The sequence below is a fragment of the Salinibaculum salinum genome (assembly GCF_037645885.1).
GTDB classification, from domain to species: Archaea; Halobacteriota; Halobacteria; order Halobacteriales; family Haloarculaceae; genus Salinibaculum; species Salinibaculum salinum.
The window spans coordinates 109146-130027 of record NZ_JBBENW010000013.1; the positions used below are offsets into that span (position 1 = coordinate 109146).

22 protein-coding genes are annotated in these 20882 nt (G+C 62.8%); 17 read left to right on the forward strand and 5 right to left on the reverse strand.

From position 1 onward, the window contains the following. Nucleotides 1-280 precede the first annotated feature (280 nt). The 4 genes from dapA (at nt 281) to lysA (ending at nt 4154) form a co-directional block, all read left to right on the forward strand. Nucleotides 281-1186, forward strand: a complete 906-nt coding sequence (dapA, locus tag WDJ60_RS12720; RefSeq protein WP_340100854.1) for a 4-hydroxy-tetrahydrodipicolinate synthase — start codon at nt 281-283, stop codon at nt 1184-1186. After that, nucleotides 1183-1941: a 4-hydroxy-tetrahydrodipicolinate reductase gene (gene dapB, locus WDJ60_RS12725; protein WP_340100855.1), complete on the forward strand. Its 759-nt coding sequence runs from the start codon at nt 1183-1185 to the stop codon at nt 1939-1941. The genes dapA and dapB overlap by 4 nt, the downstream gene beginning before the upstream one ends. 77 nt (nt 1942-2018) lie before the next feature. Further along, on the forward strand, nt 2019-2849 hold the full coding sequence (locus WDJ60_RS12730; protein WP_340100856.1) for a 2,3,4,5-tetrahydropyridine-2,6-dicarboxylate N-succinyltransferase: 831 nt from the start codon (nt 2019-2021) through the stop codon (nt 2847-2849). Between the two features lie 63 nt (nt 2850-2912). Further along, on the forward strand, nt 2913-4154 hold the full coding sequence (lysA, locus tag WDJ60_RS12735; RefSeq protein ID WP_340100857.1) for a diaminopimelate decarboxylase: 1242 nt from the start codon (nt 2913-2915) through the stop codon (nt 4152-4154). A gap of 12 nt (nt 4155-4166) precedes the next feature. On the opposite strand, the gene WDJ60_RS12740 is transcribed toward lysA, so the two are convergent. After that, nucleotides 4167-4403 (reverse strand): hypothetical protein, encoded by a 237-nt coding sequence (locus WDJ60_RS12740; protein ID WP_340100858.1) that lies wholly within the window; start codon nt 4401-4403, stop codon nt 4167-4169. A 154-nt stretch (nt 4404-4557) separates the two neighbouring features. On the opposite strand from WDJ60_RS12740, the gene WDJ60_RS12745 reads away from it, so the two are divergent. The 4 genes from WDJ60_RS12745 to WDJ60_RS12760 all read left to right on the forward strand — a co-directional run bounded on the left by WDJ60_RS12745 (nt 4558) and on the right by WDJ60_RS12760 (nt 8110). Then, nucleotides 4558-5631 (forward strand): M20 family metallopeptidase, encoded by a 1074-nt coding sequence (locus tag WDJ60_RS12745; RefSeq protein ID WP_340100860.1) that lies wholly within the window; start codon nt 4558-4560, stop codon nt 5629-5631. A gap of 109 nt (nt 5632-5740) precedes the next feature. Continuing rightward, the gene (locus tag WDJ60_RS12750; protein ID WP_340100862.1) at nt 5741-6715 is read left to right on the forward strand and encodes an ABC transporter ATP-binding protein; all 975 of its coding nucleotides are present in this window, start codon (nt 5741-5743) and stop codon (nt 6713-6715) included. Further along, the gene (locus WDJ60_RS12755) at nt 6715-7503 is read left to right on the forward strand and encodes an ABC transporter permease subunit (RefSeq protein WP_340100863.1); all 789 of its coding nucleotides are present in this window, start codon (nt 6715-6717) and stop codon (nt 7501-7503) included. The genes WDJ60_RS12750 and WDJ60_RS12755 overlap by 1 nt, the downstream gene beginning before the upstream one ends. Nucleotides 7504-7507: 4 nt before the next feature. After that, nucleotides 7508-8110, forward strand: a complete 603-nt coding sequence (locus WDJ60_RS12760) for a TetR/AcrR family transcriptional regulator (protein WP_340100865.1) — start codon at nt 7508-7510, stop codon at nt 8108-8110. 1 nt (nt 8111) lies between these two features. Here WDJ60_RS12760 and WDJ60_RS12765 read toward each other — a convergent pair whose 3' ends face one another. Beyond that, entirely contained in the window at nt 8112-8390 is a 279-nt protein-coding gene (locus tag WDJ60_RS12765) for a hypothetical protein (protein WP_340100867.1), read from the reverse strand. Between the two features lie 119 nt (nt 8391-8509). On the opposite strand from WDJ60_RS12765, the gene WDJ60_RS12770 reads away from it, so the two are divergent. Next, nucleotides 8510-9046 (forward strand): VIT1/CCC1 transporter family protein, encoded by a 537-nt coding sequence (locus WDJ60_RS12770; RefSeq protein ID WP_340100869.1) that lies wholly within the window; start codon nt 8510-8512, stop codon nt 9044-9046. A 5-nt stretch (nt 9047-9051) separates the two neighbouring features. On the opposite strand, the gene purB is transcribed toward WDJ60_RS12770, so the two are convergent. Continuing rightward, complete coding sequence (gene purB, locus WDJ60_RS12775) at nt 9052-10434, reverse strand: adenylosuccinate lyase (protein ID WP_340100870.1); 1383 nt, start codon at nt 10432-10434, stop codon at nt 9052-9054. A 40-nt stretch (nt 10435-10474) separates the two neighbouring features. Then, a complete protein-coding gene (locus WDJ60_RS12780) occupies nt 10475-11617 on the reverse strand; it encodes a PrsW family intramembrane metalloprotease (RefSeq protein WP_340100871.1) in 1143 nt (380 codons plus the stop codon). Nucleotides 11618-11717: 100 nt separating this feature from the next. Here WDJ60_RS12780 and WDJ60_RS12785 point away from each other — a divergent pair, with 100 nt between their 5' ends. The 6 genes from WDJ60_RS12785 to WDJ60_RS12810 all read left to right on the forward strand — a co-directional run bounded on the left by WDJ60_RS12785 (nt 11718) and on the right by WDJ60_RS12810 (nt 16984). Beyond that, entirely contained in the window at nt 11718-12062 is a 345-nt protein-coding gene (locus WDJ60_RS12785; RefSeq protein ID WP_340100872.1) for a winged helix-turn-helix domain-containing protein, read from the forward strand. Nucleotide 12063: 1 nt separating this feature from the next. Next, the gene (locus WDJ60_RS12790; protein ID WP_340100873.1) at nt 12064-12387 is read left to right on the forward strand and encodes a DUF7521 family protein; all 324 of its coding nucleotides are present in this window, start codon (nt 12064-12066) and stop codon (nt 12385-12387) included. Between the two features lie 41 nt (nt 12388-12428). Then, the gene (gene purH / locus WDJ60_RS12795; protein ID WP_340100875.1) at nt 12429-14042 is read left to right on the forward strand and encodes a bifunctional phosphoribosylaminoimidazolecarboxamide formyltransferase/IMP cyclohydrolase; all 1614 of its coding nucleotides are present in this window, start codon (nt 12429-12431) and stop codon (nt 14040-14042) included. A gap of 188 nt (nt 14043-14230) precedes the next feature. After that, nucleotides 14231-14623, forward strand: a complete 393-nt coding sequence (locus tag WDJ60_RS12800) for a tautomerase family protein (protein WP_340100877.1) — start codon at nt 14231-14233, stop codon at nt 14621-14623. 108 nt (nt 14624-14731) lie between these two features. Next, nucleotides 14732-15691, forward strand: coding sequence for a hypothetical protein (locus WDJ60_RS12805; RefSeq protein WP_340100879.1), 960 nt, complete (start codon nt 14732-14734; stop codon nt 15689-15691). 9 nt (nt 15692-15700) lie between these two features. Continuing rightward, nucleotides 15701-16984: a hypothetical protein gene (locus WDJ60_RS12810; RefSeq protein WP_340100881.1), complete on the forward strand. Its 1284-nt coding sequence runs from the start codon at nt 15701-15703 to the stop codon at nt 16982-16984. 26 nt (nt 16985-17010) lie between these two features. On the opposite strand, the gene WDJ60_RS12815 is transcribed toward WDJ60_RS12810, so the two are convergent. Continuing rightward, complete coding sequence (locus WDJ60_RS12815; protein ID WP_340100883.1) at nt 17011-17577, reverse strand: hypothetical protein; 567 nt, start codon at nt 17575-17577, stop codon at nt 17011-17013. A 164-nt stretch (nt 17578-17741) separates the two neighbouring features. Between WDJ60_RS12815 and WDJ60_RS12820 the strand changes: the two genes are divergently transcribed. Both WDJ60_RS12820 and folP read left to right on the forward strand, forming a co-directional pair. After that, a complete protein-coding gene (locus tag WDJ60_RS12820) occupies nt 17742-18029 on the forward strand; it encodes a DUF7538 family protein (RefSeq protein ID WP_340100885.1) in 288 nt (95 codons plus the stop codon). Between the two features lie 71 nt (nt 18030-18100). Then, nucleotides 18101-20539, forward strand: a complete 2439-nt coding sequence (gene folP, locus WDJ60_RS12825; RefSeq protein WP_340100887.1) for a dihydropteroate synthase — start codon at nt 18101-18103, stop codon at nt 20537-20539. Nucleotides 20540-20882: the final 343 nt, after the last annotated feature.

A 20882-nucleotide genomic window follows, 5' to 3' on the forward strand; every position in this document is an offset into this window, starting at 1 on the left:
GTGTCCGAGAACTGGAGACACAATGTATAAGTCGCTTCTCGACACTCATACGAGTATGCGGGTCGCCACGCAGACAGAGAGACCGAACGGGACGGGCCAGCGTGGCGGCCGCTCTTTTTCGAAACGCAAACGCTGAACGAGGCTCTCGGCAGGCGTGGCACCCCTGTCGTGGGTCGTGCTGGTTGTGCTCCCAGCGACTGGTCCAGAACCGAACCACACAAGCGACACCACTGCGACATAGCAGACAACGACGACGCGACCATCAGACGACTACGATACAATGACAGAGTTCGACACTTTCGGCGGCGTGTATCCCGCGATGTGCACGCCCTTCCACGACGACGGTAGCATCGACTTCGAAACACTCCGAGCCGACGCCCAGCGACTCGAATCGGCGGGCGTCGACGGTCTCGTCCCGATGGGTTCGACCGGCGAATCCGCGACAGTCAGTCACGACGAACACATCGAGGTCATCGACGCCGTCATCGACGCCGTCGACGTCCCCGTCATCGCCGGGAGCGGCTCGAACAACACGGCCGAGGCGCTCTCGCTCTCCCAGCGCGCTGCCGACGCCGGCGCGGACGCGCTCTTGCTCATCTCGCCGTACTACAACAAGCCCGAACAGCGCGGCTTTATCGAGCACTACGAGACTATCGCCGACGAGGTGGACGTCCCCCAGATCGTCTACAACGTCCCCTCCCGGACCGGCCAAAATATCGAAGCCGACACCGTCGCCGAGCTGGCCGAACACGAGAGCATCCAGGGGTTCAAGGCCGCCGGTGGTGACCTGAACCAAGTCAGTGAAATCGTCGAGAAGACCCGCGACGAGGAGTTCGACGTGCTCTCGGGCAACGACGGCGAGACGCTCCCGATTCTCTCGGTCGGCGGCACCGGCTGTATCAGCGTCGCCGCGAACGTCGAGCCCGAGCGGATGGGCGGAATGGTCCACGCAGCGCTCGACGAGGACTACGCTGAAGCGCGTGCGCGCCACCACGACCTCGGGCCGCTGTTCCGCGGGATGTTCTGGGAGACCAACCCAATTCCGGTCAAGGCCGCACTGGAGATTCGCGGACACGGCAACGGAAACGTCCGTTCGCCGCTGACGGAGGCGACGCCCGAGACGTACGAGCGACTGGAATCACTGCTCGCGGAGTACGACAAACCGTACGCCGCGGAGGCACGATGACGCGGCTGGCCATCAACGGCGCAGCCGGTCGGATGGGCCAGACCGTCATCGAAACGGCCAGCGACCGCGACGACGTAAGCGTCGTCTTCGGCATCGATGTAGACACTGACGCCGACATCGACGTACCGCTCTCCGCTCCCGACGAGACAGCCAATGCACTCGCAGAACACGACCCCGACGCAGTCATCGACTTCACAGTTCCAGATTCGACAGTCGCGCTCGCGGAAGCGTGTGCAGACGCGGGCGTGGCGCTGGTCGTCGGGACTACCGGCGTCGACGAAGAGCAACTCTCCGTGTTGCAGGAGGCCAGCGAGGCAGTTCCGCTGCTGAAAGCGACGAACTTCTCGCGGGGAATTCAGGGGCTCCTGCGCGCGCTCGGGCCCGCGCTGGAGGCGCTGGATGGGTACGATGTCGAGGTGATGGAGACCCATCACAACCAGAAACAGGACGCCCCGAGCGGCACCGCAAAGACGATTCTCGACGAGATTTCCGAGCATCGGGACTTCGAGACAGTCGCGGGCCGCGAGGGTATCCAGCCCCGCGAGGAGGGTGAAGTCGGTATGCTCGTCCGCCGCGCAGGCGACATCCGTGGCGAACACGAGGTAATGCTCGCGGACAACGACGAGGTACTGACCATCAGCCACCGCGCGGAGGACCGCGCCGTCTTCGCCGCGGGTGCCATCGACGCCGCGGTGTGGCTGGCCGAGCAGGACGCCGGCTGGTACGGATTCGACGACGTCGTCGACGATAGCTGAGCAGAGTACCGTCTGCCACACGCAGACTGCCAGTTACAACCGACGGTTCCAATAGCCAGGCCCGGGAACGGAGGGCTATGAGTCTGCAATCCGACATCGAGACCCTCTGGAACCGGTACGACGACGGACTGGCTGCTGCCGATACGACGGGCGACGACCTCGACGTACTCGCCGAGTTCCTCCGTGCGCTCGAACAGGGCGACATTCGCGCCGCGGAGAAGCGAAGCGGCGAGTGGGAGGTCAACGAGTGGGTCAAACAGGGCGTCCTGCTGAACTTCGGGCTGCGCCAGATTTCCGCCTACGAGTACGGCGACGTGACCTACAACGACGTGCTCCCGCTGCTCGACACCGACGACCTGGCCGACCGTGGCTCCCGGAACACCCCAGACGGCACCGTCGCCCGCCGCGGCGCGTATCTGGGCTCGGACATCATCATGATGAGTCCCTCCTTCGTCAACATCGGCGCGTACGTCGGCGACGGCACGCTCGTCGACTCCTGTGACACCGTCGGCTCCTGCGCCCAGATCGGCGAGAACGTCAAACTGGGCGCGAACACGCTGATTGGGGGCGTCCTCGAACCCGTCGAGAACGCGCCAGTCATCGTCGAGGACGGTGCCTCACTCGGCGCTGGCTGCCGTGTGACCAGCGGCTTCGTCATCGGCGAGAACAGCGTCGTCGGCGAGAACACGCTGTTGACGCCGCGCATTCCGGTCTACGACCTCGTCGAAGAGGAGATTATCTACGGCGAACTCCCACCGGAGCGCCGTGCGTTCTCGCGGTACGTCGAGTCTTCCATCGGCGAGCACGACCTCTTCGACGGCGGCGCCTACAAACCGGCGGTCGTCGCGACGGACATCGAACAGGAAACGCTCGAGGGGACCGAGCGCGAAGACGCGCTTCGAGAGTGATCTCCGGTCCCGCGGCGGACAGAAGCGGAACCCTTGTTATCAGGCGTCCCCCGTCTCGAAGCAATGACTCAGGCCACGTCGCCGCCGGTTCGTCGGCTCGCCGACTGGGACCACGACCGACTGGAACGACTCGCCGCCGAGCACGGAACGCCGCTCTACGTCCTCGACGTCGAACGGGTGCAGGCGAACTATCGACGCTTTGCCGATGCCTTCCCCGACGCACACGTGATGTACGCGGCCAAAGCCCACACCGGCCAGGCCGTCCTCTCCGCACTCCTCGACGCCGGAGCGGACATCGAGTGCGCCGCAGCCGGCGAACTGCAGCGGGCAATCGAGGCAGGCGCGGACCCGAACACGCTCCAGTACACAGCAGTCAACCCGCCGGATGCGGACCTCGACTACGCTGTCGAACTGGCGGCTGAAAACCCGGGCCTGACTATCACCGGGGGCGCTCGCGACACGTTCGACCGACTGGAAGAGCGTGGCTACGACGGTCGCGTCGCCATCCGAATCAACCCCGGTATCGGCACCGGCCACCACGAAAAGGTCGCTACCGGCAAGGACGCGAAGTTCGGCATCCCCTACGACGAGGTCCCGGATCTTGCCGAGGAGATTGCCGACCGCTTCGAACTGGTGGGTATCCACGCCCACGCCGGCAGCGGTGTCCTCCACGACGACCTGGACGACCACTGTCGGGCCATCGGAAAGGTGGCAGACATGGGTCAGACTGTCGAAGAACGAGTTGGGGGACTGGAATTCGTCGACTTCGGCGGCGGCTTCGGCGTCCCCTACCGCGAGGACGAGGAGCCACTCGACATGTCCGTCGTCGGCGAGAGAGTCCGCGACGCGGTCGGTGACCTTGACGCCCAGATGAAACTCGAACCCGGCCGGTACGTCGTCGCCGACGCGGAGTTGATTCTGACCGAAGTCAACACCATCAAAGAGACGCCAGCGACAACCGTCGTCGGCGTCGACGCCTCGCTGGCGACGCTCATCCGGCCGGCGATGTTCGACTCGTATCACCCGATACGGAACGTCTCCGCGCCCGAACGGGAGACTGAGCCGGTCTCCGTGGGCGGTCCCTGCTGTACGAGCGCCGACGTGTTCTGTACGGACCGCCCCATCGCACGCCCGGAGCGCGAGGACCTGCTGGCGATCGGCAACGCGGGCGCGTACGGCTACGAACTCGCGAACCAGTTTCACTCCCAGCCCCGGCCCGCGGAGGTAGCCATCGAAGGCGACGAGGACCGTGTCGTCCGGCGACGGGAGACAATGGAGGACGTGACGCGAGTGGAACAAAACTGAGCGGTCGCCCCGTTACAACGGACCGCGAGCAGCAGAGGGATTCTCACGGGTCCGATTTCGCTTTTGGAGATACATGACACCGACGACCACCGCACCGATGAGCGGCGGAACGAACATCCCGATAAAGAACCCGACCGCCCACATATCTGCGGTATCCATCCCTCGCCGTCGACCATCGACGTATATCCAGAGGGCACCAGCGATGCCAAGTGCCACCGCCAGTTGACCAGAGACGTGGATACCGACCATACCGGGACGTTAATCAGTTTGACATGAAAACGTTCCAGATTACAACACGTGTTCCAGCGTGGACCCCGGTGCAAAGTACCAATCGGGATAGCCGACTCGAACAACAGAACCGGGACCGAAATCGTCACACGGGCGGAGTGCTTCCGTCGTCCCAATGACCATCGATATCCACGACTTTCACCGCGCGGCCGTCGAAACGCCCTCTCACGAAGACGTGACGGCGATGCGAGAGCTACTCGTCGAGACGCTCGAATCGGGAGGTATCGAGCCAAGCGTCGACGATATCGGGAACGTCACAGCGACGCGGGGAAGCGGGAGTCCGCACATCGTTCTGAACACGCACATCGACACTGTCCCGCCCCACATCGCGTACGAACGGGACGGTGACATCGTGCGTGGCCGCGGTGCGTGTGACGCGAAGGGGCCGCTCGCGGCGCTGCTGGCCGCATTTTTCGATGCTGCTGTCTCGAACGGACGGCTTACCCTTGCCATTTCACCCAACGAAGAGACGACCCAGACCGGCGGTGCACATCTCGCAGAGGTGCTCGACGCCGACGGCGTCATCGTCGGCGAACCGACCGGACTCGACGTGTGTACGGCCGCGCGCGGGCAGTTCGAGGGGAACATCACAATTCGAGGTGAAAGCGCCCACGCCGCAGACCCCGCCAGCGGGAAGAATGCCATTCGCGCGGCGACCGTCGTCGTACAGGGGATGGAGACGTACGACGACGAGTACGGCCCCGGTGAACACGACTCGCTGGGCTGGCCAACGCTGACGCCGACGCTCATCGAGGGTGGCGAAGCGACCAACCAGGTCCCAGGCGAGTGTACTGTCACCTTCGACCGGCGGTCGGTCCCACCAGAATCGGTCGACACGTTCATCGCACAGGTAGAGGAGCATCTCTACCAGTTCATGCCTCGCGGGATGGACCTCTCGGTGGCGCTGGCGCGCCCCGACATGCCCTATCCAGAGGCGTTTGCCACCGACGAAGACGACCCACTGGTCGACGAACTCCAGCAGGCGAGCGGGGGCGACGTTCGTCCATTCGGTGCGGCCACTGAAGCCTCCTACTTTGCAAAGTCGGCACCGACCGTCGTCTTCGGACCCGGCGTTCTCGCCGACGAGGACGGACCGGTCGCTCACGCCGACCGAGAGTACGTCAACCGGAGAGACGTGGAGACGGCAGCCCGCGCCGTAACCGACGCCGTCTCGGAGATACTCGGCTGACCGGAACTCGCCGCCGTGGTATTCGCTCTGTATCGGCAGTTCTGGAGGTCTGAGACGTTCAAGAATATACGAACAGTATATTCATGTGTTCGGGATGTGATGATTCCGTATGAGTGCAATATCCGTCTCTGGGCTGACGAAGAACTACGACGGCGTGTTAGCAAACGATGACGTGCACTTCGAGGTCGCCACCGGAGAGATCTTCGGCTATCTCGGACCGAACGGTGCGGGGAAGACGACGACGATTCGGACGCTGATGGGGTTCCAGTCCCCGACCAGTGGGACGGCGACGCTCCTCGACGCGGACGTTCACGACGAGGCAGCGATGGTCGCCGCAAAAGAACGGGTCGGCTACCTCCCCTCGACCCCCGGTTTCGACGAGACGGCAACCGGAAACGAGGTACTCGATTTACACGCCTCGTTGAAAGGGGACGCCCGGCGGGCCGAACTGCTCGAAATGTTCGACGTGCCCATCGAGCGGGCGATTCGCGGGTACTCAACGGGACAGAAGCAGAAACTCGGGCTGGTACAGGCGTTCATGCACGACCCGGACGTGGTGGTGATGGACGAGCCGACAGCGGGGCTGGACCCGCTGGTCCAGCAGCGCTTCAACGAATTCGTCCGCGGGGAGAAACGGTCGGGGACGACAATCTTCCTCTCGTCGCACGTTCTGAGCGAAGTCCGACGAGTGTGTGACCGCATCGGCATCATCCGGGACGGACGAATGGTCACCGTCGAGAACGTCGAGGATCTCCTCCACCGGAGCGGGAAGTTCGTCCGGGTCCGCGTCGCGGCCGACATCGGTCCCGAAGCCGTCGGTCTCGACGGCGTCCACGACCTCTCGGTCCGGAACGTCGACGAGAGCTACACGGAGTCGGCTATCGCCGCCGGAACCGGGACGACTGTCGACACCGTGACCGAACTCACATTCACGTACACTGGCGACTTCGATTCGCTGATCGATTTCGTCGACGAGTATCGCGTCCTCGAACTCGACGTGGAAGAGGCACCGCTCGAACAGGTATTCATGCAGTTTTACGGCGGCGAGTCAGAGGCCACCGCAGCCGACGAGGGGGACGCCTGATGTTCGAGTTCGCTCGCTACTACGGTCGGCGACGGGTGAAGGGCTCGGTCGCACTTGCTGGCGGCCTCGCACTCCTCACCAGCCTGTACGTGTACATGTTCCCCTCCATCAGCGAGGGTATCGACCTCGATGCGTACATCGAAGCGATGCCTCCCGCGTTCAGGGCAGCATTTGGCGTGCAGTCACTCGGTAGCATCGAGGGATTTCTCGCTGCCGAACTGTACTCCTTCGGTATCGTTCTCTTGATGGGGCTGTACCTGGCGTACAGCGCTGCCTCGGTCATCGCAGACGACGTGGAAGACGAGCGGATGGACATGCTCCTCGCGCTCCCGGTCACACGATCGAAGATACTCCTGGAGAAGTTCGCCGCGTTGCTCGTCCCGATTGTGGTCGTGAGCGTCGTCCTTCCAGTCGTCGTCTATCTCGGCGTCGTCGCTATCGGGGAGACTATCTCGGTGTCTGACCTCCTGATGGCCCACGTCCTTTCGGTACCCTACCTGCTGACGACGGCGGCCGTCGGGCTGCTCGCGTCGGTCTGGTTCGACCGGACGAGCCTCGCACAGCGTGCGGCGATGGGCCTCGTCTTCGGACTCTTCCTGATAGACTCGGTCGTGACCAACACCGACTTTGCAGATCTGGGAGTGCTGTCACCGACGCGGTACTACGACCCCGCCGCGGTGCTGGTCCAGTCCGAGTACGACCTCGCCGGCGCTGCCATTCTGCTCGTAGCGACGATGCTTCTCGTCGGCGCGAGTCGCGCGTACTTCCGACGCAAAGATATCACATAGAATAATGACCGGAAATTTCAGCGAGACTGAACGCGAGCGAATCCGCGAACAGTTGCTCACAGCGGGACGAGACCTCTTCGCACAGTACACGCTCTCGAAGACGACGATAGCAGATCTCACGGACGCGGTCGGTATCGCCAACAGCACCTTCTACCAGTTTTTCGATTCCAAAACCGCCCTCTACGTCGCCGTTCTCGAACGGGAAGGTGAGCAGTTGACGCCGCGACTAGTCGCACCGCTGGAAGCAAACGACGACCCCGAGACGGCTATCGTAGCGTTTCTCACGACGCTCATGGACGAAATCGAGACGAACCCCCTGATTCGCCAGCTGGTAACAGACCCCGACGAGATGAACCGGTTTCGAGAGTACAACGCCGAGGAAGAACGCCGGAAAGACCGCGAAGAGTCGCTCGGCTACATCCTGCCGTACGTCGAATCGTGGTACGAGTCGGGGGCGATTTCGGGCCCAGACCCGCGGACGATTGCGAATGCGATTCGCTCGGTGACGTTTCTGACACTCCACCAGGAAGATATCGGCGCGGCGCAGTATCCGGAGACTCGGAATCTCCTGATTCGGGCAGTTGCAGCCGGACTCTCAGAGTCCTGATTCAGCCGAAGTGTGCGTATAACTGGAAAGCGACGACGACCGTCGCGAGTGCGGAGAGAATTACGAGCGAGTAGATGCGAGTGCCGAACTCCGTGGGCGGGTTTCTGAGCCGGTCGAGATTCCGGAGTCGGTACAGCCCGGCGACGAGAAAGAGCGGACCGGTACCGAAGATGGCGAGCCAGGTCAAATCCGACTGCGTCCAGGTGAAGAGTGCGGCAGCGCCGGTAAACAGCGCGCCGATGTAGACGAAACAAAGCGATTCGAACCGAGCAGGGTCCATACTATCGCCAGCGCACCCAGGACAAAGAAACGCACCGTTGCCGAACGAGAGTCCCGTCACACGTCGGGGTGAAAATGAACGGTTCCAGTTTCAATACCGTGGCGCACAACTCGCAAACGATGCTCGATACGCTTCTCGGGGACAGCCTCGACGACGCGGGGGGATATATTGCAGAAGTTATCTACGGTGCGAACGACGGTATTGTGACTACGTTTGCCGTCGTCGCAGGCGTTGCGGGGGCGAGTCTCGACCCTGCTATCATCCTGATTCTCGGCGTCGCGAATCTCCTCGCAGACGGGTTCTCGATGGGGATGAGCAACTATCTCAGCCAGCGCTCCGAGCTGGATTACCAGGCCGCACAGGGCGACACCGTTCACGTCGGAACGAGGAAGTCACCCGCCTCCACGGCGCTGGCGACGTTTCTCGCCTTCGTCATCGCAGGGTGGACGCCACTGTTGCCCTATGCACTCGCAGTCGATTCGACACTCCAGTTCTCGGTCGTCGTCACTGCAATCGCTTTTTTTCTCGTCGGAGCGAGTCGGAGTCTGGTCACAGACAAACCGTGGTACGCCGCTGGCGGAGAGATGTTCGTCATCGGGATGGTCGCTGCCGCCGTCGCATTTGGTGCCGGGGCCGCTCTCCGTGGGTTCGCGTAACGTCCTCAGAGTGAATCCACGAGTTCGTCTGCGACGCCAGTGTACCCCGCGGGGGTCAGTGCCTGTAGCTCTTCGCGGACCGAGTCGGGAACGTCGAGGTCCGCAAAGAGGTCGTGGAAGTCCTCGATAGTGACGTTTTTCCCCCGCGTCAGCTCTTTGACGCGCTCGTAGGCGTCGGTGTGTCCTTCCCTACGGAGGATAGTCTGGACCGCCTCGCCGATGATTTCGGGTGTCGCCGCCAGTTCATCGGCCATCACCTGCTCGTTGGGAACGACCTTCGCCAGCCCGTTCTGGCACTTGTTGTAGCCGATGAGACAGTGGGCAAAGGCCGCGCCGATGTTGCGCTTGACCGTCGAATCCGAGAGGTCGCGCTGGAGTCGGGACTTCGTGACGTAATCGCCGAGGAAGACCAGATCGGAGTTTGCCTTCGAGAGGTTTCCTTCGCTGTTCTCGAAGTCGATCGGGTTCACCTTGTGGGGCATCGTCGAGGAACCGGTCTCGCCCTCGACGGCCTCCTGGCCGAGATAGCGGTCCGAAACGTAGAGCCAGGCGTCCAAATCGAGGTCCAGCAGGACGTTGTTCGCGCTGCGGAGCGCGTCGAAGACGGTCTGGAGGTCGTCACAGGGGTTGACCTGCGTCGTGAGCGGTTCGTGGCGCAGACCGAGGTCGGTGACGAACGATTCGGCGAATGCGGGCCAGTCTACGTCGGGGTAGGCAGCATGGTGGGCAGCGTAGGTCCCGCTCGCGCCGGCGAGTTTTCCCGACAGGCCGTCGGCGGCCTGATCGAGACGGGCGATAGCACGGCCGAGGCGGGAGGCGTAGACGGCCATCTCCTTGCCGAACGTTGTGGGGGTGGCGGGCTGACCGTGAGTGCGGGCGAGCATCGGCACGTCACGGAACTCGCGGGCCATCTCCGCGAGCGTGTCACGGGTCTCGCGCAGTTCCGGCAACAGCACCTCCTCGACGGCCGGTTTGACGAGCAGGCGGTGTGCGAGGTTGTTCACGTCCTCGCTGGTGAGGCCGAAATGAATCCACTGGGCCGCATCGAGGTCCTCGGGCAGTCCCTCGCGGACGAAGTACTCGACAGCCTTGACGTCGTGGTTGGTCGCCGAATATTCGCCGAACCCCTCGGTTTCGAGCTGTTTGACCATCTCAGCGTCGTCCTCGTCGAACCACTCGTAGAGCGTTTCGAGGGTGACGCGCTGGTCTTTATCGATTGTGAGCGGCGTCGCTTCGAGGTCAGCGAGAGCGATGAGATAGTCGACTTCGACGCGGACACGGGCGCGCATCAACGCCTGCTCGCTGGCATACTCGACCAGTGGTTCGGTGTAGCGGGCGTAGCGCCCGTCCAGCGGTGATACTGCCTGTACCGGGGGACGGTGAGTCATACTCCCACGTCCACGACTCCGGCGAAAAAGCCTGCCGGTCTTACCAGCCCTCACCCGCGTCCGCGGCTCCCTGGTCAGTGCCCTCACTCTCCTGAGCCTGCCGATAGTACTGTTTGTATCGTGCGACCTTCCGGTAGAGGACACCGAGCCAGAACCCGACGTAGACGAGGAGGAAGACAGCGAGGGTGACGGTCGTCAACGGCAGCGTACTCACGAGCGTGTTGTACAGCGCGTGGATGAAGACGGCGATGACCAACCCTTTGACGACGATTGGCCCGCGGTTGGCAGGGTTGAACTTCGCCAGCCCCAGGTAGTAGCCGGCAAACGCCGAGTAAATGACGTGGCCCGGCCCAACGAACGCCCGGACGTAGGCCGTCTGACTCGCCCCTTCCAGTTGTGCGGCTGCACCGGCTGGTGCGGCCGCAGAGTAGATGTTGATGATGTAGATGAAGTTCTCGATGGCAGCGAATCCCAGACCGGCGATAGCGCCGTAGACAACACCGTCGATGACAGCGTCGAACCGGTCGTCTTTGTAGGCATGAATCCGAATCGAGGCCCACTTGACTGTCTCCTCGATAGGTGCGACGACGAGGAAAAAGTACAGTGGGAGCCCGACGATGGGGATAATTCCAAACACCGGTGACATTACCGTGTTGACGATGGCGGCGAAACTCGCAAACAGGATGCTCAGAAGAAAGGTAATGGCCATCGGCTCCAGCGGTTCGCGCCGCGTGGGGTCCTCGAACCAGAAGTACGCCGCCAGTGCGAGTGCGGGCACGACCGAGATAGCTCCGAGTGCACCCAGAATCGGCTGTTCGGCGACGAAGAGAGCGATGACTGCAGACTGGGCAAGAAAGAGAAATGCTGCGACGGAGATGAGCGACCACTTGCGGGCCTTCCGTAATCCGCCAGTCAGGTTGACGGCGAACCTGTCGAGACGGCTCCGGTCCTCCCACGTCGCAACGTCGTAGAGGTCCGTCGTCCCACCGAGTACCTGCTGTATCGGGTCCCACTGCCCATTAGGCCCGGGCCCGGACCCGTCTTCGGGGGTTCGCGCGATTTCGCCACCGGATTCCGGTTCGCTGTGTGACTGATCACCATCAACAGCCGACTCTGACGGTCCATCAGCGTCGAGAGACGTCTCCTCTTGATCCGACTCCGGCCCCCACTCGTCGTCTGGCATACCTGCGCTTTGGCGGTGCCACTCCTAAAAGGTGGCACCGACAGCTTCGAGGCGTGAAGCTCCGATACCACTTTAATACCCCCGGCTACACAACGCAGATGTGAGTGAGGACTGTGGTATCGAGGACGTGGCAGCGCTCCTCGAAGACGAGACTGTCCGCACTATCCTCACAGAGACGAGTGTCGAACCGATGTCAGCGAGCGCGCTCAGCGAGCGGTGTGGCGTCTCCGAGCCGACCATCTATCGCCGGCTCGAAGACCTCCGAGAGTGTAATCTCATCGAGGAACGGACCCGACCGGACCCGACTGGCGGCCACCACCACCAGGTGTACGCGCCGCGCCTCCAGCGCGTGACTATCGAACTCGACGAGGGGACGTTGACGCTCGACGTACAGCGCGAACAGGACATGGCAGACCGGTTTACCGATCTCATCGAGGGGATGTAACATGGAGATACTCCTACAAATCGCACCCCCAGACATTCCAGACTGGGCACAGCTGTTCTCACAGAGCATAAGTATCATCACCGCGCTCGTCGGCCTCGCTATCGCCTATCAGGCCTACAGGGGCTACCGGCGCAACGACAGTCGACCGATGCTCTTTCTGGCTATCGGGTTCGCCCTCAGCGTCGGTCTCCCCTTTGTGATGGTGATTCCACTCCTGCTGTTTTCGCACATTCAGGCTGTGACGGCGGCGATAACCGTCCTCTCGAACGTCTTCACGCTTATCGGGTTGGCGTGTATCCTCTACGCTCTCCGGATGCCAACCTGAGATTCGCAACGCCTTTGCGCGCGCCGCGCCGGCACTCGAATATGAAACTCGCCGGCATGGCTTCGAACCGCGGCCGAAATCTGATGAACATCGCCGACCGCGCCCCGGGCGGTGCGGAGTTCGCTGTCGTCCTGACCAACTCCGAGGATGCCCCAGTCGTGGAAAAAGCCGAAAAACGCGACATCCCCACCGAGACCGTCGTCCAGAAAGAAGGAGAATCCAGGAAGGAACACGAACAGCGCGTTCTCGATGCGCTCGCCGAGTACGACTTCGATCTCATCGCGCTCGACGGCTACATGCGTATCCTCTCGGACACCTTCCTTGACGACGCGCCGACGACGCTGAACGTCCACCCCGCGCTCTTGCCATCATTCCCCGGCATGGACGCGTGGGGCGACGCGCTCGACGTTGGCGTCTCCGTCACCGGCTGTACCGTCCACGTCGTCACCGACGCCACCGACGACGAGGGCAGCGTTGTCGAGGAACAGGTCGACGGCGGCCCAATCGTTACGCAAGAACCCATCCCAGTCTACGAAGGCGACACCGACTCCGACCTGCAAGACCGCGTTCTCTACCAGGGAGAGTTCAAGGCCTACCCGCGTGCTATTCAGTACTTCGCCGAGGACCGCGTCACGGTCGACTACGACGCCAACAGCGTCAGCGTAACGGGCGACGAGGGCGGGGAGTTCCCCCGTCGACGCATCGCCAGCCACGACCGCACCGCGGACCTCCGGTACGGCGAGAACCCCCACCAGGATGCGGCACTCTACGCCGACTACACCGTCGACGAGGCAAGCGTCGTCCACGCGCCACAACTCAACGAGGGCGCGAAGGGACTCTCCTACAACAACTACAACGACGCCGACGGCGCGCTGAATCTGATCAAGGAGTTCGACGAGCCGGCCGCCGCGGTCATCAAACACACCAACCCCGCCGGCTGTGCCACCGCCGACTCCGTCGCGGAGGCGTACGACCGCGCGCTCTCGACGGACCCGATGAGCGCTTTTGGGGGTATCGTCGCGCTCAACCGCGAGTGTGACGCCGAAACGGCCGAGCAGATTATCGACTCGTTCAAGGAAGTCGTCGTCGCGCCGGGCTACACCGACGAGGCGCTCGACGTGCTCTTCGAAAAGGAGAATCTGCGGGTGCTCGACGTCGGTGAGTTGGGTGACAGGACGGACGCCCTGACTGAGAAACCGCTCGTCGGTGGCCGGCTCGTTCAGGAGCGGGACCTCCAGACCGTCACAGCAGACGACCTCGAAGTCGTGACGGAGCGCGAGCCGACCGACGAGCAAATCGAGTCGATGCTTTTCGCCTGGCAGACCATCAAGCACGTCAAGTCCAACGCGATTCTCTTCGCGAAAGGGACCGAAACCGTCGGTATCGGCATGGGACAGGTCTCCCGCGTCGACGCCGTCCACCTCGCCGGTATGAAGGCCGAAGAACACGCCGAAGGGAAGGGCGCCGAGGGTGCTGTGATGGCGTCAGACGCCTTCTTCCCGTTCCCGGACGGCGTCGAGAAGGCCGCCGAAGCGGGTATCGAAGCCGTCATCCAACCTGGTGGCTCGAAGAACGACGACATGGTCATCGAGGCGGCCAACGAGCACGACATGGCGATGGTCTTCACCGGGAGTCGGTGCTTCCGGCACGATTGAACAGAGTGAAAAAGTGCCGGAAGCCCGAAACCGAGCGAAGCGAGGTTTCGGTGCTTTAGACACGACTAACAGGAGCGTCTAAAGCTCGTCAGCGCTTGCTCTGACGGTGTTTCCGGACGATCGTGCGTAACGAAGCATTGTCAGAGGCCCCGGCTGAAATTTATCCGCTCTCTCGCCTAGGAGTATCCATGCCACTCTTGCAGTTCGATACGTCCGTCGAGATGACCGGCCTCGAGAAACAGGAGTTTGCGGCCACCGTCCGAAAGCTGTACAGCGAGAAGATGCAGACGGGGACGAGCCACGTCGCAGTCGTCGTCCGCCCGCGGACGCCAGCAGAACTCTCGATTGGCCGGGAAACGGACGACCCGCGGCTGCTCTTTCTCGACGCCGAGATCAGGACCGGTCGGTCTGCCGACCGCAAGCGTGAGTTCGCACTCGACGTCATGGACGCCGCGGCCCGGAACTTCGGGGTGCCGGAACCGAACATGAAAGTCGTCTTCACCGAACACGACGGCGAATCGATGATGGGCTACGACCGCGTCGGATCGGAGTGGAGTGCTGACGAGGCAGACGAGCAATAGCAATACTTTGATCCAGGCCCCTCTCGATGCTACATAAAATTACGGGCGAAACCGCCGACCGAGCAATTGGACGAGAGCTTATAGGAGATAGCAGACACAACGTCGGGTATGGTTGTGAGTGGACTGCGCGACCGTATCGAACGACGGCATCTCGTGCTCGTCGGTCTGGCAGTACTCGTCGCACTGGCAGGCTGTGCTGGCGGGACTGGCAACGGGACAGAGACGCCAGCAAATAGCACGACGCCGAACGAGACGCCAACAGATAGTATCGACGAGAGCGAATCTGACCTGCCGCAGAATGCCAGTATCGATAACTACACAGCCGGAGAGTCGCTGGAAAGCGAGCTGACGCCGGCCGAAGAATTGTCGGTGAGTGGAGACCAGGTAGCCAGTGACGCGAGAACAGCTATCGAAACCGTCGGTGCCTACCGGTTGACCGGAAACTCGACGCTTCGCACGCAGTCGAACAACGTCGACCAGAGCCAGGAGATAACCAGGGAGACACGCGTCAACCTCGAGCAGTCGAGGCTGGCGAGCAACCAGACAGTGTCTTTCAGTGGTCAGACGATAGACCAGGCGACGTACATCGTCGACGGCACGCTCTACCAGCGCAGCGAGCAGTTCGTTCGGCAGTACAACTCCGAGTGGGTCAAACAGGACATCTCCGAGAACGTCTCAGAGGTGTTCAGAACCTCCGACCGGCTCGCACTCTACGAGCGGATGCTCGACAACGGGTCGGTGAGTCTGGAGGGCGCACAGCAAGTCGACGGTGCGGACACCTATCGACTCCAGGTCAGAACCGATAGTACGAGCTTCGCCGACGTGTTCGGACTGCCGTCCGACTCGGTCTCTGATGTAGCGATGGTAACGACACTCTGGGTCGACACCGAATCGTCGACTGTCGTTCGAGCCGAGGGAGCACTCGAGATAGTGACCACCCTTCAGGGACAGCCTGCGGTCGTCTCGGGAACGTTCACGGAACAGTTCGAGTACACCACTATCGACGTTTCGCTGCCCGAAGAAGCAGGGACAGCCGTCGAAATCGGCACAAACGAGTCCGCCGGCTAGCCATCGACGATGGGACGATATCTACAGCAACTCGGGCTCTGTCTGCTCGTCGTCGCACTCGTGACTGCCGGTTGTCAGGCACCAGTCGCGGATGCCGGAAGCGGTGGAACCACGACGCCAGCGACGACACCGAATGAAAATGGGACGATTTCTGGGGCAGCACCGAACATTACCGTTTTGAACGGCTCCCTGGAACTGGACCCCGGCGAGGTGTTCGCCCGTGTCCAGCACGTGTCTGGCTCGAACGTCACCGCCCCGACAGCAGTGCGCGTGTTCGACACCTCCGATGAGTTCTATAACAGCACTCCGACGGGGCTGGGGCCGAACACGCTCCCGCGATTCTGGCGCGTCGCCGGAGTAGAGACAGACCCGGTCAACAGTTCCGCGCTCGAGATTCAGAAAAACGGGTACGTGACAGGCACCGGAGCGGTGACTATCTACCTGAATCCGAATACGACTGTCGCCGACGAGCGACTCCTGCTGGCACACGAGTTTACCCACTACATCCAGATTCAGGAGAACCAACAGGCGCAGTTGAACGGCGAACTGGACGGACGGACGACGCAGTCGGCGTACGTCAGGCGTGCGCTCGTCGAGGGCGCAGCGGTGTTCACGACGGACGCCTACGTCCGGGAGTACGCGCCTGGAGAGCAACTGAACTCGCCGTGGTACGACGAAATACAGGCCAGCTATCCCGCCGGACACGTCGGCCAGTTCCAGAACGGCCGGTACGTCCACGGTTACGACTACGTCGCGGAGCGCGTCGACTCGCCGACTGAACTCGGAGACGTATACGAGAACCCACCGCGGACCGGGGAACAGTTGCTACACCACCTCGCCCCCGGCAACGAACAGCCGACCGACCTGATGGTCGACAGCACCACCGGCGACGACTGGGTCGCAAGCGGGACCGACAGAATGGGCGAACCGTTCGTCCGGTACGCGCTGGCGAGCGACGTTGGAACCGAGCGGGCCGCGCGCGCAGCGACGGGCTGGGGTAACGACTCACTCCACGTCTTCCGCCCGATCGACGGCGGAAACGCGAGTTACGTCTGGGTGCTCAACTGGGACGACCAGGCGAACGCCAGCGAGTTCGAGCAGACGCTTCGTGCGGCACTCGACGCTCGCGGGAACGCGACCGACGGAACCTGGTCGCTATCAGATAGTGACGCCGCTGCAGCGATTACCGAAGTCGACGAGGAGACGACGGCCGTCGCCTTCGGTTCCGAAACCTTCGTCGCCACGACCACCATCACTGGGTCCGACAGCTCGGTGAGCATCGAGACGGAATAATCAAAAAAGGAGAAGTCGGGTACCAGTCAGTTCGCACTGGCAGCGTTGGTGGCAGAACGGGCGTCGGCCTCCGAAGTTTCCGGGGTGCCGATGTCAGTCCCGTCCCACCACTCCACGTCGAAGGTTACGACCCGGAGTCCGTCCTCTCGCTCACAACCGACCAGGTCCATCGTGACGAAGCCGGTGTCAGTAAAGCGCTGTGCCAGGCCACGGAGCAGTCCCTCTTCGAGGGTCGCGGGATACGGCGTCGCACAGACGAGTTGACCCGCTTCCTCGCCGGTCTGTTCGAACTTGTACCCACCGACGCTACCACGGTGGAGCCGATTGTAGGCACTGTCGAGAACAGAGAGAGTCGCAGCGAAGCTCTCGGGGTCACGGTCCCAGACCATCTCGCTCGCGAGTTCCTTGCCGATGCGGCGCACGGTGTGCTGGCCGGTCGAATCGAGCAGGTCGTCGTAGACGGCGACGTAGTCGGCCACGTCGTACCACGCCTGCGGGGACGGGTCACCGAGACCGTACGCGGCCAGGTGGTCGCGCGTGCGGCCGTCGAAGAAGCCACAGGCCGTCTCGATTGCACGAGCTACTGTCTGCACTGCGCTCCCTCGAACCTCGCCATCGGGTGCTGGGACTGACATCTTGTTCGAAAGGAGGCTCTCTGGGGTGGTAGAACGCCTCCATAACCAGTGAGGGCAGAGAATGCGGAGAGCAGTGAGTTCGGACCGCAACGAGTACGGAGAGCGAGACACAACGAACGGGTATGAGCGATCACGGCGAGGCCGAACTCGCGGCTCTCGACGACAGAGACGGCTGGACGCGAGAGGGACAGGCCGCGCGCGTCCACTACAGCGGTGCGACCGACCGGTACAGCATCGAGTACTATGCGCCGAGTGACTGTATCGTCTACTGGAAAGTGCCGCCGGAGGACTACAGCGCGACGGCCGTTCCTGTCGGTCGGTCGACGGTCCCGACGCCGCTTCGCGAGCGCATCCGCGAGGACCTGGCAGCGGCGGATATCGACCCGGAAATCGAACAGCGAACGCTGTAGCGACCCGCGATAGTCGACCCACGACAGGGAGAACCGATGGGCTAAAGCGGGCAGAACCGATTCCAACAGGCATGACCTTCCACGAGGCGGCGAACTTCCTCTTTGGCCTCCGGCGGTACGCGCCACGGCCGGGGACCGACGCCACTGCGGCGCTGCTCGACCACCTCGGGAATCCCCAGGAAACCGTCGATTGCATCCAGATTGCCGGCTCGAACGGCAAGGGATCGACGGCACGGATGGTCGAGTCGACGCTCCGCGAAGCGGGGCTATCGGTGGGGCTCTACACGTCGCCACATCTCGACGACGTTCGCGAGCGAATTCGGGTTGACGGGCGAAAACTCCCGGAAGCTGCACTGGTCGAGTTCGTCGACGAAATCGACGCGTACGTGACCGACCGCGCCGCCGACGGCGACGCACCGACGTTCTTCGAGACGCTGACCGCGCTCGCACTCTGGGAGTTCGGTCGTCGCGACGTCGACATCGCCGTCCTCGAAGTCGGTATCGGTGGGCGCTACGACGCCACCAGCATCGTCGACCCCGTCGCCGGTGCCGTCACCAGCGTCGCGCTCGAACACACCGACGTGCTCGGTGACACAGTTGAGGAGATCGCCCGCGACAAGGCACACGTCGCACCGGCTGACCGACCGCTGGTCTGCGGTGCCGAGGGTGACGCACGGGAGGCAATCGCCGACGAAATTGGCGACGTGCTGACCGTCGGCGGCCCGGGCGACGATGTGGCCGTCGCGTACGGGGGACGCGACGGTCTCGAGAGTGTCGTCTCGCTCGACGGGCGAGGCTGGACAATCGAGACACACCTGCCACTCCTGGGCGAGCACCAGGCACACAACGCCGGCATCGCGGCAGCGATCGTCCGGCAAGTTGCAGACGTATCGGACGAGACGCTCACTCGCGGGCTGCGAAACGCTCACTGGCCGGGCCGATTCGAACTGCTCGGCGAGGACCCGCTGGTCGTCCTCGACGGTGCACACAACCCGACCGGCTGCGAGCGCGTCGCAGAAACGCTCGACTCCTTCGAGTACGACGACCTCCACGTGGTTGCAGGTGTGATGTCCGACAAGGACCACCGCGGCATCGCTGCGGCCTTCGAGGACGCGACAAACGTCGTCGCCTGCGAACCAGATCACGACCGGTCCGAGGAGGAGTCAGTGGTCGCGCGCGCGTTCGAGCGCGAAACCGACGCCGAGGTCGAGACACGGGCCGACGTGGCTGGGGCGCTCGACATCGCGCTCGATGCCGCAGACGATGACGACTGCGTTCTCGTCACCGGTTCGCTGTACACCGTCGCCGAGGCACGGACCCGATGGAGCAGGACCACAATCCCGAAAGAGATCGACTCGGTGAGCGAGGCACGCGAGATAATCGAAGACGCACACGTGACCGAAGCTGGTGCGTGGCGGATGCGTGGAAAGGGCGTCCATCGCGTCCTCAAAACGCGCGTCCAGCCACGGCAGGCGCAGTACCTCAAAGAGGAGTTACTCTCGCTTGGCGGCGAATGTGCGATTTCGGGGCTGAACGACCAGGACGAAGAGAATCTCGCGGTCGTCATGATGGGGACGATGGCCCAGTTCAAACGCCTCGCGGACAAACTCGACGGCCAACCCTACGGGCTGGCGACCTTCGGCCGCGAACTCCGGGAGACGCTCGAGATCGGCGTCGAACCCGATCGCCGGGGGTACCCATGGGAAGACGGGACGGCAGTGATGGGTATTCTAAACGTGACACCAGATAGTTTCCACGACGGCGGCGAGTACGACGCCGTTTCCGACGCCATCGACCGCGCCGAAGAGATGGTCGCGGCCGGCGCGGACATCATCGACGTTGGCGGCGAGTCGACCCGCCCCGGCGCAGAACCGGTCCCGGTCGACGAGGAGCGCTCACGCGTCGTCCCCGTCATCGAGCGCATCAGTGATCTCGATGTTCACATCGCTATCGACACCAGGAAGGCCGACGTGGCACGCGCGGCGCTCGCAGCGGGTGCAGATATTCTCAACGACGTGTCGGGCCTGGCAGACCCGGAGATGCGACTGGTCGCAGCCGAACACGACGTCCCCGTCGTCGTGATGCACTCCATCGACACGCCAGTCGACCCGGAGCGAGACGTTCCCTACGACGACGTGGTCGAAGACGTCATCGACGAACTCACCGAACGTATCCTGCTCGCGGAGAAGGCCGGACTGGACCGCTCGCAAATCATCGTTGACCCCGGACTCGGATTCGGCAAATCCGCGAGGGAAAACTTCGAACTGCTCGGCCGTATCGAGGAGTTCGCCGGACTCGGCTGTCCGGTGCTGGTCGGACACTCACACAAATCGATGTTCGCAGCGGTCGACAGGGACACGGACGAACGCCTGGAACCGACGATTGCGGGGACAGCAGTTGCCGTCGAACACGGCGCGGACATCGTCCGCGTCCACGACGTCGCCGAGAACGTCGCTGCAGTCGACGTGGCAAAAGCGGCCGCCAATCCCGACACACTCGACAGCAAGTGACGTGACTCTGTCACTCGATGGGTCGTTTCCTATCGGTTGAGAAGATCTCACAGGCCAGCCGCAGTGTCACGCGGTACCATGAAAACGGTCGAGAGCGTTGGAATATCTGCCCGAGTCCGGTGTCAGAGGTTTACACACGGCGTCGGCTAGGCGATAGCACAACCCTCACCCCGAACACAGGACGTACCCGATATCCCGCAACATGGAGTGAGAGTTAGCGTGTAACACCGTAGTCGCCCAATAGTTGCCGACAATCACTTCCGACACCACGACTGGTCCACCGACCGTGTTGTCTTTTTTATTATCGTATCTCGCTGTAGGCCGGTATACCGAAACATAGCCA